The following is a 17,416-nucleotide window of genomic DNA, read 5'->3' as shown; positions in this document are numbered from 1 at the left end:
ATGAAAGTATTAGCGATTGGCGCCACCAACAGTAAGACATCGATTAACCAACAATTAGCGGCTTATACCGCAAGCCTTGCGAACAACGCGCAAGTTGAAGTGCTTGATCTTAATGATTTTGAAATGCCGATTTACAGTGAAGACAGAGAAAAGGCGTCGGGTATTCACCAGCACGCGCAGCGCTTTTTTAGCAAGATTGGCGAAGCTGACGCTGTGGTCATTTCGTTTGCAGAATATAATGGTTCTTATACCGCGGCTTTTAAGAATGTGTTCGATTGGGCATCTCGAATTGATATGAAGGTTTACCAAGGCAAGCCTGTCGTTATGTTGGCCGCATCTCCGGGCCCAGGCGGCGCAACATCGGTGCTATCTTCTGCTGTAAACTCTGCACCATATTTTGCTGCAGACATCAAAGGTACACTGTCTGTACCCAGTTTTTACGACAATTTTAATGTAGAAACGGGTGAGATCATCAATGCCGAAATAGTAGAGAACTTGAAATCGATCATGAGTCAGATCTAACTGCTTCAGTAAGTGAGATAATTACTACATCGGTGCGCAGATAAATAGATAAATAAATAGATACATAAATGGCCATCAAGCGATGGCCATTTAATTGCGTGATTGTCTATTGTGATAGCTCTGCCGCGGTGTCTACGAAGATGCCTTGAATATCCTTTGCTTCACGCTCGGTTTGACCGCCGTGTTTTAGAAACGCACCGATTATTGCCGCTGTTTTCTGCTCTTTTGCGCGCTCTAAGAAGTAACGCAATTCTAGCTCGGCACCCGCTTGCTCATCTTTGATTGAGGCTGCGATGATCTCTTTGTACATCACGATATCACGTACTTCTAATTGACTGATCACACCGAGTGTCGCTGCTAAGAAATCCTCTAGCTCAGCCTTCGGTACGAACTACGTAATGATGTTACGGTCTTCTGCTTGCTGAGCCGTAAAGTCGTTGCCGAGCAGCAAAGCTTGTAGCGCTTTGTTTTTGCCCATGCGTCTTGCAAATTGCACTGCGCCTTGGCCACCGGTTGGGATGTTTACATGAATTTCTGGTTGTGCGAACGCTGAGTTTTCAGTGCCGTAAGCAAGGTCACAAGCCATCACAAATTCATTACCGCCCCCGCGAGCTACGCCATCAACTACCGCGACAGAGACTTGTTTCATCGCTTTAATGTTCTCAATCATGTGGTTGAATTCAATCGAACCAGCTTGTCCACCTTGTGTGCCGTTGATCACATTGAGATCTAGGTGAGCCAGAAAAAAGCTCTCATGTAATGATTTAAAGACCACAACCTTAGTATCACGATCATCTTTCAATGAAAGTACAAAGGCATTGATCTCGTTGATCAAGTCGAAAGTCAGCACGTTCACTGGTGGGTTGTTGATTGATACTGTTGCGATGCCATTTTGGTTAGTCACAGATAGTAGTGTCATGGGGTGTTCCTCTATTAGGTCGGGACTGAATGTTGTCTCCGTTATGTGCAGCTACTATAGATTTGTAATAAGATGAGAAAAACAGTCATACTGGCACTTTATTGGTGCTTTAAATGCAACAAAGGGCGTTATGGATATATCGAGTCGTTTATTATTGTTACTTGAAGTGGTTGAGCTGGGTTCGTTTGTCAAAGTGGCGGAGCAAAGAAACGTCGACCGTTCCGTTATCTCTAAACAGATCAGCCGTCTTGAAGAAGAGCTAGATGTTCGATTACTCAATCGCACCACTCGTTCGTTATCTCTGACAGCTGCAGGCAATGAGATGGTCAATCAAGCGCATCAGCTTCGTGCACTATTGAACGATACTCGACGCTTGGCGCAAAATTATCATGCAGAGCCTCGAGGGTTATTAAGAATCACCAGCTCGACCATGTTCGGTCGACAATATGTTCAGCAGGCGATTGCGGTTTTCCAGAAGCAGTATCCAGATGTTGATTTTGAATTGAGACTCGAAGACCGAATCGTCGATATGGTTAAAGAAGAGTTTGATATCGGTTTTCGTATCGGTAAGCCAAAGAATTCGAGCCTGATTAGCCGTAAGATTGCCAGAAGTCGATTGCTGATTGTTGCTTCCCCAGAGTTCATTGCTGAGCATGGAGAGATCAATACCATCGAAAAGCTAGAGTCATTACCTGCCACCATTTATGCCGCACCGGGATTGCTGATCGACAAGTTTTCCTATGTTGACCAAAAAGGGCAAGCGCAGCATTTTCAGCTCAACGCGACTTATAAAGTGAATGATGTTGAGATGATTTCCAAGAGTGCTTTAACGGGCAGTACGCTCGCAGTAGTCACGGCACAGATGATTGAAGATGAAGTAATCAGTGGTGAGTTGGTGCCTATCATGACTCATTTACACTTGGATGACTTTGGTACTTTCTATGCGGTGTATCCACATCGAGATGCTCCAATCAAAACCAAGCTTTTCATTGATACATTGAAAAGCATTGTTGGTGAAGATAAACCTGTGTGGGAGCAAGGCATTCCCGGGTTTGACGACATGTATGGTAATCATCGAACAAAATCATAGCTCAAAAAAATCAATACGTTAGGTTGCTTTGTTGCGCGTATTTTGTAATCTAGCCCAAACCTAAGTTTGAACCCAAACTTCAAGTTAAAGTGAACTCTATTATACTGGTTATTATCAGGAAGAAACGGCTATTCAAACAGGAAGTGAAAGATCATGAGAAACATCGTATACCTCACCATAGGCCAGTTGGCTGAGCGCAGTGGCGTGGCTCCTTCGGCCTTACGTTTTTACGAAACCAAGGGGTTGATTGCTTCGATTCGTACTAACGGAAATCAGCGTCGGTATCAGTCGGCGATGTTGAGACGAATTGCGTTGATACAAGTCGCGCAGTCGATAGGCTTCACGCTCGAAGAGATCACCGAAGAGTTATCAACACTGCCAATGAACCATACCGCGACTAAGCGAGATTGGGAACGCGTTGCGAAGAAATGGCAGGGGCAACTGGACAGCAAGATGGCGCAGATTAAATCGCTACAAGAAAACCTAACTGGTTGTATTGGTTGCGGGTGTTTGAGTATGCAGAAATGCCAATTGTTGAACCCTGAAGATATTCTGCATGACCAAGGACAGGGCGCACAACGCATTGTTGATTAGCTAACTGAGTTCCTGATGGAAACAAGATCTGTGCAACTCACTTTATGCCATAGTGGCGTATACTTATACCATAATGGCTTATACTTAGATGACATGGACTGTTAAGGATCGCTGGCGAATGCGAAGAACCAACAAAATGACACCTAATGAACTGTTTTATGAAAGCTTTGAGCGTTGCAGGATCGATGAAGAATTTCTAGAAACATTTTTGGCGGACTTCTGCGAACACAACCCTAGGTTTTCAGAGCGATTTGAAAACATAGGGTTAGAGCAACAAACCAAGATGCTTAAAGCTTCAATCATCCTTATCTATAACTCTGCAGGTCTGCCGAGCGTACGAAACTCGGTGAGAAAGCTTGGGAAGCGACATAAAGATTTAGGCATGGATATTTCTGAGCAAGAGCTCAACGAGTGGTTTAATTCCTTGCTCAATACGGTTAAAAAATACGATCCACTTTATGATGAAAATATCGAACAAGCTTGGGCACATACCTTGGAAACAGGACTTGCTATCATGAAGAAAGAGTGTGTAGTCTGAATCAAAAAATGTACAAAGTAAGCCCCACACAACAAGAGGCTTACTTTTTTATCGACTCAATTAAAAGGTAAAGCCTGCTTGGATACTCAGTACCGACTCAGCGGTATACCAACCAGTACTTCCGCCGAACTCATACCAATCAAATCCAGCTCGAGTCACAAACTTGGAGTGGCCGAAAACTGGTTTTAGTGACTTGTATTCTGCGCCGATGCCGTAAGTTAAGCCAAAATCACCATGGGACCCTTTGTGGACTTCATTATTATCGCTAGATCGGAACACCAATTTGGTATCTGAGTGTGCGTAAAACGCGCCCGCCTTACCATAAACAGCGAAGTTTTCGCTGAAGCTGTGCTTATACATAGGTGTTAATGAAAGCATTAAAGAATCGAACTCTTGCTCTGTTTGAAGCACCTTGTCACCATTATAGCTAGTAGACTTATCGTCAGTGCTGATAACAAGTAACGTCGATTCAATATACCAATTGCTTTGAACGATCTGGCTACCTAACGTGAATTGAGCGCCAACGTCACCGCTATCCATACCTACACCACCTAATGTGTACATTTCGTTTGATGCGAAAGCTGAAGTTGATGCGATCCCCGTAACTGAGGCAATCGTAAGAGCCGCTAAGACTAATTTTTTCATTGTTTTTACTCTGGTTTGTAAATTTCGGGAGAGGATTTTAGCGGCATTTTCAAAATAAAAAACACCGTTCGAATGGGCGGTGGTAAGATTAAATGAAGATTAAATATCTCAAAACATAAGCCTGTATTTCCATGACCTAAAATTACAATTTTTTAGATGGATCAAATGCGCGGTGTGCGAGAGTTAGTCTATGATTTAATGGGTTTTCTATGAGGGAGGGCGGTGCATGTTTCACGCAGAAAAACCTCTGGCGACGGAGGTCATCACCAGAGATAAGAATCATTCGAGGCTTACGTTTTAATTGAAATTAAATCCAAATGACCAATGTTGGGTTGGCATTGGATTGGCCGAGGGTTCTAACACGTTACGATAATCGGATTAAAAGTGAGCAGCCCAACCAATCAGGAACCCTTGCGATGCGGTATCGTATTCAAAGGTACCTTTGTTTTCGTAATCAACCCAAGTGGATTTATACGCCAGATTTAAATCCGACCAGTCGTTAATTTGATAGCGAGCGCCGGTTAACAGAGATGAGGTAAAGTCGGTATCGCTTCCAAGGCCCATATCTAAGCTCGTGTGCACAGTCCAATTTTTGTTGAGTTCCTTGGTCCAACGAACGCCTATCAGATAATCAATCCAATCTTCTTCTAAAGATCTTGAATTCAGGGTTGTCCCGCTGTTTGTGTAGAGTTTGGAATCAATATCGTTATCCCACCAGCGTAATCCAACCATATAATCAATGGCACCAATGTCGTATTGGTAGCGTTTAAAGCCTTTTGCTTCTAAAACGCCTTGTCTGATCTCAAGCTTGCCATTAAGAATACCTGTGTTGCCGATGATTGAATCTGACTTTCCGCTCAGTTTCATGTAGCTGTAGTCAACGTAATAACCCCACTGATTGTTATAGATCCCCTCTAGTCGAAGCATCGCTCCCATATCCAAATGACCCATGATGAATGCAGGGTCGACATCAACATCGCTAGAAATATCACCAATTGTTGTATTACCACGGATATTTAAAGCAAGCGCATAAATTTCTATGCTGTGTTGCCACTTTTTCGTGTCCGATTGTGAACTTGCTTCTTGTGCATTTACGGTTGAACTAACAGCCAACGCTGATGCGAGTAGGTAATGCCATTTAGCCATATTGATATCCTTATCTTCGATGTGAAATAGCACGAATGTGAATGTGTGTTTTAACTATCCATTTTTCACATATGCAACTTGTATATTGCTGATTGTAGACTATGTTTTTTGAAAAGAGCCAAATTAAAAGAGTAAGGATATGAAGCCACAAAGCATTTTTTTGTTCGTTGCTGTTTTGGGTTTAACACCGATTGCGTTGTCGTACGGTTATGCCCCCGTTGTCTCCCTTGATTATCTTTTCGGAATTGATGCTAGCCCTATCAATGTCACTCATATCTTTCGTGCTGTGATGGGGTTGTACTTAGCGTTGGCTCTGTTTTGGATAGTAGGGGCGTTACTAAAGAAATACCGACTGGCAGCACTCTACAGTTTGGTGGTCTTCATGTTGGGTTTGGCTGCCGGCCGAGTCATTAGCTTGTTGATAGATGGCATGCCTTACTGGCTACTTGTCGTTTATCTACTATTGGAGCTTGGCTTTGGTTTGGTAGGAATAAAAATGGTTCACAAAGAGCAATCTGAAACAGTATAAGGACATTCTATGAAAAGGATTTTCCACCTTGTTGTGATGAGTGTGTTGAGTAGCTTTTCGCTATCGGCATGGTCAGCACAAGAGCAACCGAATATTTTTGTTATCTTCACGGATGATATTGGGATCTCAAATCTGAGTGCTTATCACAATGGTGTGATGAGTAGTGAAACACCGAACATCGACAGTATTGCTGAAAAGGGCATGCTACTGACGGATTATTACGCTCAGCCTTCTTGTACGGCGGGTCGTTCTGCATTCTTAACGGGTCAACTTCCTGTGCGAACAGGCATGCACTCAGTCGGGTTGCCAGGTGGCCCTGTTGGTTTAAGTGCCGACACACCAACGCTTCCTGAAATCCTTAAAACCATGGGTTATGTGACTGGACAGTTTGGTAAAAACCACCTTGGTGACCGAGATGAATTCCTACCGACAATGCACGGTTTTGATGAGTATTGGGGTTGGTTGTATCACTTGAATGCAATGGAATACACAGAAGATCCAGATTGGCCAAAAGATGGCTCTTTGGATGCCTTTGCACCTCGTAATGTTATTTACGCAAGATCAGACGGTAAAGGTGGTCAAACGATCGAAGACGATGGTGCATTGTCGATCGAGCGTATGCGTACACTCGATGACGAAGTGAATAAACACGCGATCAACTTCATTGAAAGGGCGGTTGAAGCGGATAAGCCATTCTTCACTTGGTACTGTCCATCACGTGGTCACGTTTGGACGCACCTGTCACCTGAATACGAAGCTATGCTTGGCCAAAACGGTTGGGGACTTCAAGAAGTGGTCATGAAAGATCTTGATGACCATGTTGGTGAAATGATGGCCAAAATGGAAGAACTCGGTATTGCCGATAACACCATCATCATTTTCACTGCGGATAATGGTCCTGAGATCATGACTTGGCCAGATGGCGGTATGACACCTTATCACGGTGAGAAAGGCACAACTTGGGAAGGTGGCGTAAGAGCCCCTGCACTGGTTAGCTGGCCGGGTAAAATCCCAGCGGGTACTGTAGGCAATGGCATCTTTGATGGTATGGATTGGTTACCCACTCTTGTCGCTGCGGCTGGTGGTCCAACGGATCTAAAAGAAAAACTGCTGAAAGGTCACGATGGCTTTAAAGCGCACCTTGATGGTTACAACCAAGTGGATATGCTGACTGAGAAAGGTGAGTCAAACCGTAAAGAGATCTACTACTACGAACGAGACAAGCTGCAAGCGGTTCGTGTTGGTGATTGGAAGGCGCACTTTGTGGTCCAAAATCATGGTTGGAGTGGTCCGAAAGAGGAGCTAAATGCACCATTACTGTTTAACTTACGTCGTGACCCATACGAGAGAGCGGCGGAAGAGTCGGGCATGTACTTGAAGTGGATGGGGCAAAAAATGTGGGCATTTGGTCCTGCTCAAGCTGCTGTACAACAACATCTAGCAACCTTCCAAGAGTGGCCCCCAGTGACACCAGATTTACCAGCTGAAAAAACAGGTGGTGTGGGTAACTAATACGCACTTGTAAAAATTAAGTGCCCGGTTAACAAACCGTTGACTGGGCATTTTTTGTTTGGTCTATCAATCTTTTCTTTGAGTAAAAATAAGCCCGAGTTAATAGAGTTCTGAGTAGATGGTAGCGCAAGCTAATCCCCAAGAGGCAACTTATAGCTGTTTTTCAACTCTTTAACCGAGATATTCGACTGAATCGCACTTACACCTTTTACTCGTCTGATCGAGCTAATACGCTCAAAGTACTCTTCTAAATCTTTCGCTAGCACTTGAATCATATAGTCGGCGCCGCCTGCAATACAGTGACACATAGGAATCCAATCGGTTACTTCGACAAACTCTTCAAACGGTTCTGTGTTTTCTACTTCATGGTTGCCTAAAGTCACAAGAGTAAAACCAGCTACATGAAAGCCTAATTTCTTACGATTCAGCTTCGCGGCATAACCATCGATATAGCCAGTTTCTTCCATGCGTTTCCAACGACGCCAGCATGGGGTTTCGCTGAGGTTAACTTTCTCCGCGAGCTTGCTGTTGCTCATGCGTCCGTCTTGTTGGATATGTTCTAAGATGGCGATATCTGTGTCATCTAACACTTCTTTGGTGGATTCTTTCTGTTTCATGGTGTTTTTAGGAAAGTCTTGCTCAAATTTGCATTAATATTAGCCTATATAGCAATTTAATTCCTAGTCGAATCTGTAAACTCTCTCCGTATAAATACTTTACTTATTAGGAGTGAGAGGAAATGAGCTCTCAATTAATGCTGGCGTTCTTGCTATTTTCAACATCAATTGCAATTACACCTGGGGCAGGCAATATCGCATTACTTGGGATTTCAAGTCGTTATGGATTTGCTGCGACTTTACCTTTTATCTCTGGGAACGCTGTTGGCATCATCATCGTACTGGCGGGTTCCAGTGTCGGTTTGGTGAGCCTATTTACCCTTTACCCAGAGCTATACAACATTTTGAAATACGCGGGTGCGGCTTATTTGCTGTTCATGGCGTGGTCGATTGCGAACATGCAAATCGAAGAAAGCACCACAGATAAACGTTCAGGTTTTATGTCAGGTGTGTTGGTGCAGGTGTTAAATCCTAAAGGTTGGATAGCTTCATTAACCGTGTTTTCGCAATTCATTACTCCGAATGCAGATTACTTGATTCAAGTCGTGACCATTATCGCGGGTATGGTTATTACCGGTGTGCCGTGCATGTTGGTGTGGGCGTATTGCGGCACCATGCTGAAAAAATTACTGCAATCACCAAAACAGATGATGTTTGTGAACCGTTGCTTGGGTGGAAGCTTAGCGATGGTGGTTGCCTTTATGCTTTATCAACCGGCATAAATCACAAAGAAAAAAACCACTCCTAAATCCATAGGAGTGGTGTCTAAATGTCGACTAAGTCGTTAACAGTAAAGAAATAAGTTAACAAATATTTAAGGAACTTGAGCTAATAGCTTTTAAGCCTAGAAGCTTTTAAGTTTAAAGCTTAAGCCGTTTCAGCCTCTTTAACTGGAGCTGAGTTACGGATTAGGTGGTCAAATGCACCTAAGCTTGCTTTTGCACCTTCACCCATTGCAATGATGATCTGTTTGTAAGGTACGGTTGTTACGTCACCCGCTGCGAATACACCTTTCATTGATGTTGCGCCATGAGCGTTAATTTCAATTTCACCGCGTGGTGAAAGCTCAACTTTCGAACCCTTCAACCATTCGCTGTTTGGCATTAGGCCGATTTGAACAAAGATACCCGCGAGTTCGATCTGTTTAAGTTCACCCGTATTGCGGTCTTTGTATTCCAGACCGGTTACACGGTTGCCATCACCAATCACTTGTGTGGTTTGCGCCATCTTGATGATTTCGATGTTTGGTGTTGCGTTCGCTTTGTCGATAAGCACTTGGTCGGCACGCAGTGTGTCTGCAAATTCAAGTACGGTTACGTGTTCAACGATACCCGCTAAATCAATCGCCGCTTCTATGCCGGAGTTACCGCCACCAATAACCGCTGTTTTCTTACCTTTGAATAAAGGACCGTCACAGTGTGGGCAGTAAGCGACGCCTTTGTTGCGGTAGTCTTGCTCACCTGGAACGTTCATTTCACGCCAGCGAGCACCAGTACTTGTGATGACCGTGCGAGATCGTAATGTTGCGCCGCTCTCTAGTTCAACGTGGATGTAGCCGTCTTCTGTGTCTTCTGCCGCAATGATGTTCGCAGCGCGCTGCTCGGTTATTACCTCAACGCCGTACTCTTTTACGTGCTCTTCTAAGCTAGCCACTAGCTTAGGGCCCGTTGTCGCTTTCACTGAGATAAAGTTCTCAATCGCCATAGTATCCATGACTTGACCACCGAATCGGTCTGCAACCACACCAGTGCGAATGCCTTTACGTGCAGCATAGATAGCGGCTGAAGAACCTGCAGGGCCACCGCCGACAACCAATACATCAAACGGTGCTTGTTGGTTTAGGTTTGCTGCTTTCTTTTCTGCTGCGCCTGAATCGACTTTGTTAAGGATTTCAGCCAGTGACATACGGCCTTGACCAAATAGCTCACCGTTAATAAACACGCTTGGTACTGCCATGATGTCGCGAGACTTCACTTCGTCTTGGAATGCTGCGCCATCAATCATCGTTGTCTTAATTAGAGGGTTAATCGCCGACATCATGTTGAATGCTTGAACCACTTCTGGACAGTTTTGGCATGATAGCGAGATGAAAATCTCTACATTAAGCTCTTGATCGAGTTCTTTAATTTGCTCGATTACGTCAGCTTCAAGCTTGATAGGGTGACCACCACTATGAAGCAGTGCAAGTACCAGTGATGTGAATTCGTGACCCATTGGTAAACCGGCGAAACCGATCGCAGTGCCTTTCTCTTGGTTTACGACCTGCATGATAGGGCGGCGAGTGCTTGCGTTATCATCACGAATTACTTCAATTTTGTCGGTGAGAGAGGCGATATCATTCGCCAGATCTTGAAGTTTGTTCGCGGTATCGCTGCTATCAAGGCTCAGTACTAACTGAACATTGGTTTTTAGGTTTTCTAGGTATGCTTTTAGCTGCTGCTTCATTGCTTGATCTAACATAATCGTGCCTGCTCTTAAATTCTGTGTCTTGGTATTGACCAATACCTTCTTGCTGAAAAAGGGAAATAAAAAGGGGGCGCAAGTCGGCAAATATTGTGGTGTTGATGTTTTGAAAGGGTGGCGCGCGACTGCCCTTTAGGAGGGGGGCCGAAGCGCGCCTGTAGAACCGTTTAACTGTTCTGTTTTACTCGTTCTTTCTTGGCTATTCTTGTTTAGCTAGGCTTAGATTAAATCTTGCCTACTAGGTCTAGAGATGGCGCTAGAGTCTCTTCGCCTTCTTTCCATTTAGCTGGGCAAACTTCACCTGGGTGAGCGGCTACGTATTGTGCTGCTTTAACCTTGCGTAGTAGGTCTTCAGCGTCACGGCCGATGCCTTCAGCTGTGATTTCCATTGCTTGGATAACGCCTTCAGGGTCGATTAGGAACGTTGCACGGTCTGCAAGGCCTTGACCTTCACGCATAACGTTGAAGTTGTTTGTGATGTTGCCTGTTTGGTCGCCGACCATGAAGTATTCGATAGTGCCGATTTTGTCAGAAGTATCGTGCCATGCTTTGTGAGAGAAGTGCGTGTCAGTTGATACTGAGAAAACTTCTACGCCGCGAGATTGAAGCTCTGCGTATTTGTCTTGTAGGTCAACTAGCTCAGTTGGACATACAAACGTGAAGTCTGCTGGGTAGAAGAAGAATACAGCCCACTTGCCTTTAACGTCTTGCTCAGTGATTTCTACGAATTCGCCGTTTTTGAATGCTGTTGCGTTGAATGGTTTGATTTCTGTGTTGATCATGATTCGACTCTCTTTCTAATTTGTAGTGTTTAACGCTATCCCGCGTCGATGGAGCTATATTGCATTCGCACCGAAAATTAGTGAAATCGGACATTTCTATAGATTCAATAGGCAAATCCTATCTTCGTAAGAAGATCGCTATCGACAAAAACTATCGATAAAAGTTATCAAACTAGGGCTACGTTCTATTTGGGTAGCTATGCTCTTTAGGCTGTTCTCTATTTCGGCTTATCTCTATTCACGTAAGCCTCTATGTATCTATGTATCTATCTATGTATCTATCTATGTATCTAAGTAGGCAAGGGCAGGCGTGGCTTCTTTAAGCGAGCTGGGATTTGATGCTAAATCTGTAAATAACAAAAAATTATCATTAATATAATTTATGATAATTTCAGTTAATCGTTACATCTCCATATACTCTCTCCATCGAAACGAAACATCGAAGCCAGTCTTCGAAACGCACAGAATTAAAAACGAATTTGGAGCAAGTTATGAAAATGAATCACGTAGGCATCATGGTTGGCGACATGGACAAAGCAGTCGAGTTTTACACGAAAGCTCTGGGTCTAAGAATCGTAATGAACAACACCAAAGTAATGGAAGAGCGCGAATCAGCAATCGGCCGTATGTGTATCGCTGTGTTCGGTGAAGGCTTTAAAGGCTTCAACATTGCACACCTAGTAACTTCTGATGGTATTGGTGTTGAGCTGTTCGAAATGAAAGATCGCCAAGAGCGTCACGAAGTTGATTTCTCTCGCCTAGGTATCTTCCACTTCTGTCTGCAACTTCCAAAAGAGCAGTTTCATTCAGCGATTAAGCGTGTTGAAGAGTATGGCGGTAAGGTTCGTATGGACATCATGCGTTACCACCCAGAAGACGAACTAAAACAAGCGCAAATGGTTTATCTAGAAGACCCGTTTGGCAACCTATTCGAATTCTACTCGCACACATACGAAGACACGTACGCGACTGATTACGAGTAATCGCGTTACCTGCCTGTCATAAGGTAGAAAACCGAAACACCCCCTAAAGAGGGTTGGTAGAGATACCAATCCTTTTTGTATTTGGATCGACTTCGATTGGCCTGACACATAAGAATGCCGTCGAGAAGAAGCTTCCGCTGAAGCGTATAACTCGCCGGAAAGTGACCTTACGATTTTAGTTCGGTAGGAGAGTGCCCAGTCCAATTTTTGAATGCTCGGCTGAATGCGCTCGAATCTGAGAAGCCAAGTTCGTGAGCGACATAAGTAATATTACCGTCGTTTTGGTTAAGTAGAGTCATGCTCAGTTCAAGTCGATACTTATCAAACAAACGACGGAAACTCACACTTTCTTGTTTAAGTTTACGGTTCAAGGTTCGAGGGCTTATGTGCAGGTTGCTTGCTACGCTATCTAGGTTTGTGTCTTTCACTGCAAGCACCTTGAACGTTTCATTCACTTTGTAGATTAAGTTGGTTTTTAACACCTTTTCCATCTGTTGGTCAGCAATTCGTACTAACTCTGCATGAAAACCAGGTTGGAATTGGCGAGGCTTTCTCTGTGCCAGTTCGTTAGAGAAAAGGAGATATCGGGCAGGGTAACCTTCTTTCATTTCTATATTGAATACGCGCTCGAAGATAGCCAAGAACTCATCGCCAATGGTGCTCTTGTTGATATGAATGGTAAGTTTTTGCTTGGGCGCATTGAGGTACTTTCGAATGAGCTTGAGAATAATACTGAAATAGAGCCCCAAGCTAATGTGTGTCATTAGCGTTGACTCATCAATGTATTCGGGTGTCACTGTCCAAAGTTCCAGTTCACCGTTATCGGTTTCACGACTGAATATCTTCAATAGTGGGTGTATATGAATTGAATATCGACTTAGTAGTTCACAAAAGCTGGAGATATTGGGGGCGGTTAGCATGGCCATGACCGGAGCGCCCATTTCAAGCTCATCAAAGTAACGGGCTGACTCATCAAACAAGTCGCTCAGTTCATGATCAAAACGTTGGTAGATATTGGCGATACCGGTTTGAAGCTGGTGGGCCGAAATTGTTTCGGCGGAGCAAAGTTGTTCATATACCTCTGCCTCTGCCTCTGCCCCTGACCAGATGTCACTGCTGTCTCCAATTCTAGCTTGGATCGCTGAATCTAAAGTTTTAAACCAAAATATGGGCAACTGAGTACTAAAACTTTCCACCATAACTTCCTGTTATTGCTGGTTGTTGAAGAGTGTTCTTCTCGTTAATGTGCCCCAAATTATAGGATTTTTTTACTGGTTACAAGCAGTGAAAAGCTCAGTTAGACCTTAGAACTTGTAATCAACACCTACTGAAACCACATATTGTGACGATTGGTAATATTCAATATTCGAAGTGGTTGTTTTAGCACCTAATAGTGATACCAGAGACCAGTTTTTTGCATCAAAGATATTGGCATATTCATAGGCGATGAATGCACCGAAATCTTTATCTTCACGCGTCTTATTGAAGATAGGGTTCTCTTTATCATAGTCGCGTTTTGCTGCGTTGATTGTGAAAGCAAGGCCATGATTTCCAAATCTTTTCGCTAAGTTCACTTCTGCTCCAACACTTAGGAACGATAACGCATTACCCTCAGAGTTCGACGAGAAAACATTGATTGAAGGCGTGAGAATGCCAGACCCATCTTTTAAGAAGTACTGGTAATCCGACTTTAGATAAAAATACTCTCGTTCTCGCGTCATTAATGCTCGTTCTTCGTCAGTTAAATCAAGTCCTTTTAATCCTGTGTTTTCTTTTTTTACATCGGACTCGCCAAAAGCCATATCGATATTAAAGTTAGTCCCCATCATTTTAGACAGCTGCATTCGAACCACGTTGCCGGTTAGGTCGGTTTCTTCTCTCTTCGAATCAACGGCATAAGGGTCATCCCACACCTCACCACAGATCAGAGTCGGTAAGATGGAAAAGTCGATAACCATTCCGCTCTCCAGTTACTGCCTATAGCCAACTTCAAATGCCAACGTACCTGTAATGATGTCGTCTCTAGAAGTGCCTAAGAAAATTTGCTTGTGATTCAAAGCGCCAAAGGTGTACTGCATCGAACCTAAAATAGCGACCATTCCATTGGCTTCAGTTGCACCAGACGACATTAAATCGGCTTGAGATTGATGATTACTTTGGCCAATATCTAAGTTGCTTGAGTTTGCGGTGAAGCCGGTTAGGAAGGTCATGTTGCCGCTGAAACCTTCGCTTGGTGCCAAAGCTGCGTATGAGGGAGAAGCAAGCATCATAGTTGCCAAAAATAGGGAGATAATATGTTTCATCAATAGACTCGTACTTGAATAGTTTTTAATCGAACTGATTTCGAAATCGAATAGCTCTTGAAAATAAATAGCTCTTGAAAGTGAATTGCTTTTTAAAGTGCTATTGGGGCTTTTTTATTTGCCCAAGGCTTGGCGCTTTCTAGTTGATAGGCCAATTCAAATAAGAGACGGTCGTTGCCTCTTGCTGCGGAAAAATGACTACCAACTGGAAGGTTCTGCTTGTTCCAATAAGAGGGAGGCGACTTGATGGGAGAACACGCAATATTCGCTAAAGTAGGAAGAGAGTTCGTTGCAGCTGAAACTGCACCTTTTCCCATAACTTTGAAAAAATCTCTGCGCTTTAATTCATTGATATTCATAGTTTCTATCCCAAGTTAGAAAGTCACTATCCTTGTTTCGAAATCTAGCTTGCTAGATCTATCTTCACTCCGTGTGCTGATTTATGGGACTAGAATAAAGATCGGAGTGTTTGCGTGCAGTGCAAATACCGCCAACATTCATACCATTCACGCCAACTCGTTTGTTGGGTTATGTATAGGTAGGCGTTATTACTACTCAAACAAAGTCGTTGTGGGTGAATGGCATGGAATGGTTGAGAAATAAGCAACTTTAAGACGTTGTTAAAGTTGACGTTTTAAGGATAAAACCTTTCATGAAAATGACGGAAGAAAACGTAGTTTATGGAAATATTGCGGGCTCATACCGAATGGTAGCCTTGATTGAGTTGTGACTATACTCAGCACAATATTGCTAACCAACAACAACGAAAATAGAGAAACATGCAGAGATTAGCGTTCCCAAATCACATGAAAAAACGACATATCATATTTACCGCTCTTATTCTTATGATATTAGCTGGATGCACCTCAACGTCGGCTGTCGGCAGTTCTAAAACAAAGGACTATGCCAAGTCACATGCTCTTGTGGGTAAAGCTTCTTGGTATGGCGATAAATTCCATGGAAAACTCACAGCAAGTGGTGAGACATACAACATGAATGCCTACACAGCGGCTCATAAAACCTTGCCCTTTGGGGCGATCGTGAGAGTGACCAATACAGACAATGGCAAGTCGGTCGATGTGAAAATTAACGATCGAGGCCCTTACGTAAAAGGCCGAGTTATCGACCTTTCTCACAAGGCATTTGCACAAATAGGTAACGTTAAGCAAGGCACTGTGCCTGTCAAAATTGAGATTGTTGATGACAGTAATACCTTTAGGTATAAGCACTAACCAACTTCAAGTATTCCTTTGAATTGTCAACCACTACTATAAACGGTGCTAAGAGCTAGGCCGGTACTGGTTAGTAATCAAAAGTGAAATTGTATTCGTTAAGCAGGCTCACATCTTACTAAACTTGTGAGACATAAAATGGCCGACGGTTAAGTTGGGAATATAGAATTGAGTCGCTCCGCCAGGTAGGCCTTGCGAATTACCTCTCATTTCAAGAGCTGTATTTCTTTTGGATTGTGAGCCTGCATCAATACGGTCCATCCCTTTAAAACCGCCAAACCAAGCATAAACCGGAGATTTTAGTCTCATCTCCAATAAGTAATCCAATGAACTCCAGTTCTCTTTGATAACTGAGGTCAAACGTCCCCATTCTCTAAGAGATACGCCATTACGCTGCGCAATTTTTTTCTTTTGTTCTAGTCCTGCATCATGTTGGAAAGGGTCGGTTGGTGACCACCATGGTGAGAGTGTGGTCTCATCTGTAATTTCGCCTCGCCCTAAAGTTGGATAACCATTAAATTTATATATCGATGTCCCAGCTGGAAGGAGTTCTCTAGTGGGTTGGCCATATTGTAATTGAAAGGCATCTCTTACAAATGTTCCAGGGCCAGTTGGTATAGCGCCAACAATACTCCAGTCTAAATTATGATTTAGTATCACTTTAATACTCCTGCGTGATTCATTATAAATAATTGAATTTGCGAATCGAATAACTGTCTGAAAAATATCTATTATTATTTTCTTACAATATCACCACCAAGCATTATCTAGCAATATTACTCAGTGTTCATATATGTTCGGTTTTAATGTATTTGACAAGTGCGCAGGAGGCATGAGTTGATTCGCTATGTCTATATTTCCCCGTCGAAAATCTACATATAGGGTGAAGATGATTAGGGGCAAAAATAAGTGAACTTAGGTGAATTAAGGAGATTAAAAAATCGGCTTTCAATGCTGAACCAACAAGTGACATGCTGACTTTGGAGGGCGTCACTTCTCGTAAGCGCCAGATTGGCCCTGCAGTGCAAAAGGCAATTGAGAGCTTGTAAGTAGAAAGAGATTTTTGGGAGAGGGATTGGTATAGATCCCCCCCCCTTCTTTTTGATAAGCTAATTAACTTGGACTTTAGGACTAAATTCACCAGTGTTTTCTTTGGCAAAATACTAATACTCGCATTGTATAAATATGGTAAAAAGTAGAGTTTGGTTGTTTATATGAAGTGTATAAATAAAAATTTCTTTTTATTTGAGTAGAAATGTATTTTCTGTTGTCCAAAACACACAATGTTTCTACCTAAAGGATTTTATTCTGTATGAGAAAACTAATAATAACCGCTCTTTGTCTTTATATATCTGGCTGTGCAACCAACGGTGCTGTCTGCATTCCTACAGGAGTTAGTATTTACTGTGGTAGTGGTGTCTAAATAAACAATATCAATTGTGGACAACCAATAGTCAATTAATCTTAAAAATTATTTTCATTGGCATTATACCCAGTTAACTTGAAGATGCGCAGTTGAGCACCTGAAAATTATCATTTAT

Annotated in this window: 17 protein-coding genes and 3 pseudogenes; 10 read left to right on the top strand and 10 right to left on the bottom strand. The window is 43.1% G+C overall.

Translation table 11 applies throughout. The annotated features are described in order from the left end of the window. On the top strand, nucleotides 1–522 hold the full coding sequence (locus ACED60_RS15840) for an NADPH-dependent FMN reductase (protein WP_371727953.1): 522 nt from the start codon (nucleotides 1–3) through the stop codon (nucleotides 520–522). 106 nt (nucleotides 523–628) lie between these two features. Here ACED60_RS15840 and ACED60_RS15835 read toward each other — a convergent pair. Beyond that, a pseudogene (locus ACED60_RS15835) lies at nucleotides 629–1,441 on the bottom strand (enoyl-CoA hydratase/isomerase family protein). A gap of 130 nt (nucleotides 1,442–1,571) precedes the next feature. Here ACED60_RS15835 and ACED60_RS15830 point away from each other — a divergent pair. From ACED60_RS15830 to ACED60_RS15820, 3 genes are all read left to right on the top strand, one after another. After that, nucleotides 1,572–2,531, top strand: a complete 960-nt coding sequence (locus tag ACED60_RS15830; protein ID WP_371727952.1) for a LysR family transcriptional regulator — start codon at nucleotides 1,572–1,574, stop codon at nucleotides 2,529–2,531. 153 nt (nucleotides 2,532–2,684) lie between these two features. Then, complete coding sequence (gene soxR, locus ACED60_RS15825) at nucleotides 2,685–3,125, top strand: redox-sensitive transcriptional activator SoxR (RefSeq protein ID WP_009847217.1); 441 nt, start codon at nucleotides 2,685–2,687, stop codon at nucleotides 3,123–3,125. Nucleotides 3,126–3,261: 136 nt separating this feature from the next. After that, nucleotides 3,262–3,663 (top strand): globin, encoded by a 402-nt coding sequence (locus tag ACED60_RS15820; protein ID WP_029224030.1) that lies wholly within the window; start codon nucleotides 3,262–3,264, stop codon nucleotides 3,661–3,663. A 60-nt stretch (nucleotides 3,664–3,723) separates the two neighbouring features. On the opposite strand, the gene ACED60_RS15815 is transcribed toward ACED60_RS15820, so the two are convergent. Both ACED60_RS15815 and ACED60_RS15810 read right to left on the bottom strand, forming a co-directional pair. Next, nucleotides 3,724–4,308: a hypothetical protein gene (locus ACED60_RS15815; protein ID WP_017098731.1), complete on the bottom strand. Its 585-nt coding sequence runs from the start codon at nucleotides 4,306–4,308 to the stop codon at nucleotides 3,724–3,726. Nucleotides 4,309–4,686: 378 nt separating this feature from the next. After that, entirely contained in the window at nucleotides 4,687–5,454 is a 768-nt protein-coding gene (locus ACED60_RS15810; protein WP_009847213.1) for a hypothetical protein, read from the bottom strand. A gap of 139 nt (nucleotides 5,455–5,593) precedes the next feature. On the opposite strand from ACED60_RS15810, the gene ACED60_RS15805 reads away from it, so the two are divergent. Further along, nucleotides 5,594–5,983, top strand: a complete 390-nt coding sequence (locus ACED60_RS15805; RefSeq protein ID WP_371727951.1) for a DUF4345 domain-containing protein — start codon at nucleotides 5,594–5,596, stop codon at nucleotides 5,981–5,983. Between the two features lie 9 nt (nucleotides 5,984–5,992). Further along, on the top strand, nucleotides 5,993–7,495 hold the full coding sequence (locus ACED60_RS15800) for an arylsulfatase (RefSeq protein ID WP_009847211.1): 1,503 nt from the start codon (nucleotides 5,993–5,995) through the stop codon (nucleotides 7,493–7,495). Between the two features lie 131 nt (nucleotides 7,496–7,626). Here ACED60_RS15800 and ACED60_RS15795 read toward each other — a convergent pair whose 3' ends face one another. Beyond that, nucleotides 7,627–8,112: an Lrp/AsnC family transcriptional regulator gene (locus ACED60_RS15795; RefSeq protein ID WP_004736367.1), complete on the bottom strand. Its 486-nt coding sequence runs from the start codon at nucleotides 8,110–8,112 to the stop codon at nucleotides 7,627–7,629. 122 nt (nucleotides 8,113–8,234) lie between these two features. On the opposite strand from ACED60_RS15795, the gene ACED60_RS15790 reads away from it, so the two are divergent. Further along, nucleotides 8,235–8,834, top strand: a complete 600-nt coding sequence (locus ACED60_RS15790) for a LysE family translocator (RefSeq protein WP_004736366.1) — start codon at nucleotides 8,235–8,237, stop codon at nucleotides 8,832–8,834. A 145-nt stretch (nucleotides 8,835–8,979) separates the two neighbouring features. Here the strand turns inward: ACED60_RS15790 and ahpF are convergent, their stop codons facing one another. Both ahpF and ahpC read right to left on the bottom strand, forming a co-directional pair. Continuing rightward, complete coding sequence (gene ahpF / locus ACED60_RS15785) at nucleotides 8,980–10,572, bottom strand: alkyl hydroperoxide reductase subunit F (protein WP_371727950.1); 1,593 nt, start codon at nucleotides 10,570–10,572, stop codon at nucleotides 8,980–8,982. A 227-nt stretch (nucleotides 10,573–10,799) separates the two neighbouring features. Next, the gene (gene ahpC, locus ACED60_RS15780) at nucleotides 10,800–11,357 is read right to left on the bottom strand and encodes an alkyl hydroperoxide reductase subunit C (protein ID WP_004736364.1); all 558 of its coding nucleotides are present in this window, start codon (nucleotides 11,355–11,357) and stop codon (nucleotides 10,800–10,802) included. A gap of 491 nt (nucleotides 11,358–11,848) precedes the next feature. Between ahpC and ACED60_RS15775 the strand changes: the two genes are divergently transcribed. Then, complete coding sequence (locus ACED60_RS15775) at nucleotides 11,849–12,340, top strand: VOC family protein (RefSeq protein ID WP_029406249.1); 492 nt, start codon at nucleotides 11,849–11,851, stop codon at nucleotides 12,338–12,340. Between the two features lie 167 nt (nucleotides 12,341–12,507). Here the strand turns inward: ACED60_RS15775 and ACED60_RS15770 are convergent, their stop codons facing one another. The 3 genes and pseudogenes from ACED60_RS15770 to ACED60_RS15760 all read right to left on the bottom strand — a co-directional run bounded on the left by ACED60_RS15770 (nucleotide 12,508) and on the right by ACED60_RS15760 (nucleotide 15,002). Next, on the bottom strand, nucleotides 12,508–13,539 hold the full coding sequence (locus ACED60_RS15770) for a helix-turn-helix domain-containing protein (RefSeq protein ID WP_371727949.1): 1,032 nt from the start codon (nucleotides 13,537–13,539) through the stop codon (nucleotides 12,508–12,510). Between the two features lie 105 nt (nucleotides 13,540–13,644). After that, a pseudogene (locus ACED60_RS15765) lies at nucleotides 13,645–14,643 on the bottom strand (DUF2860 family protein). A gap of 92 nt (nucleotides 14,644–14,735) precedes the next feature. Continuing rightward, nucleotides 14,736–15,002 carry a hypothetical protein gene (locus tag ACED60_RS15760; protein WP_371728000.1) on the bottom strand — a complete coding sequence of 89 codons (267 nt, stop codon included), beginning with the start codon at nucleotides 15,000–15,002 and terminating at the stop codon, nucleotides 14,736–14,738. Nucleotides 15,003–15,422: 420 nt separating this feature from the next. On the opposite strand from ACED60_RS15760, the gene ACED60_RS15755 reads away from it, so the two are divergent. After that, entirely contained in the window at nucleotides 15,423–15,875 is a 453-nt protein-coding gene (locus tag ACED60_RS15755) for a septal ring lytic transglycosylase RlpA family protein (protein WP_371727948.1), read from the top strand. A 108-nt stretch (nucleotides 15,876–15,983) separates the two neighbouring features. On the opposite strand, the gene ACED60_RS15750 is transcribed toward ACED60_RS15755, so the two are convergent. Further along, nucleotides 15,984–16,535: a hypothetical protein gene (locus tag ACED60_RS15750; protein WP_009847203.1), complete on the bottom strand. Its 552-nt coding sequence runs from the start codon at nucleotides 16,533–16,535 to the stop codon at nucleotides 15,984–15,986. A 269-nt stretch (nucleotides 16,536–16,804) separates the two neighbouring features. Between ACED60_RS15750 and ACED60_RS15745 the strand changes: the two are divergent. Beyond that, nucleotides 16,805–16,924, top strand: a pseudogene (locus tag ACED60_RS15745) (manganese-dependent inorganic pyrophosphatase); the annotation flags it as partial. Between the last annotated feature and the right edge of the window lie 492 nt (nucleotides 16,925–17,416).

Origin of the sequence: Vibrio sp. 1F279 (genome assembly GCF_041439815.1) — a bacterium.
GTDB lineage: Bacteria > Pseudomonadota > Gammaproteobacteria > Enterobacterales > Vibrionaceae > Vibrio > Vibrio tasmaniensis_A.
The sequence above is the reverse complement of the archived record's forward strand: the minus strand, read 5'-3'. Positions and strand labels throughout refer to the sequence as shown.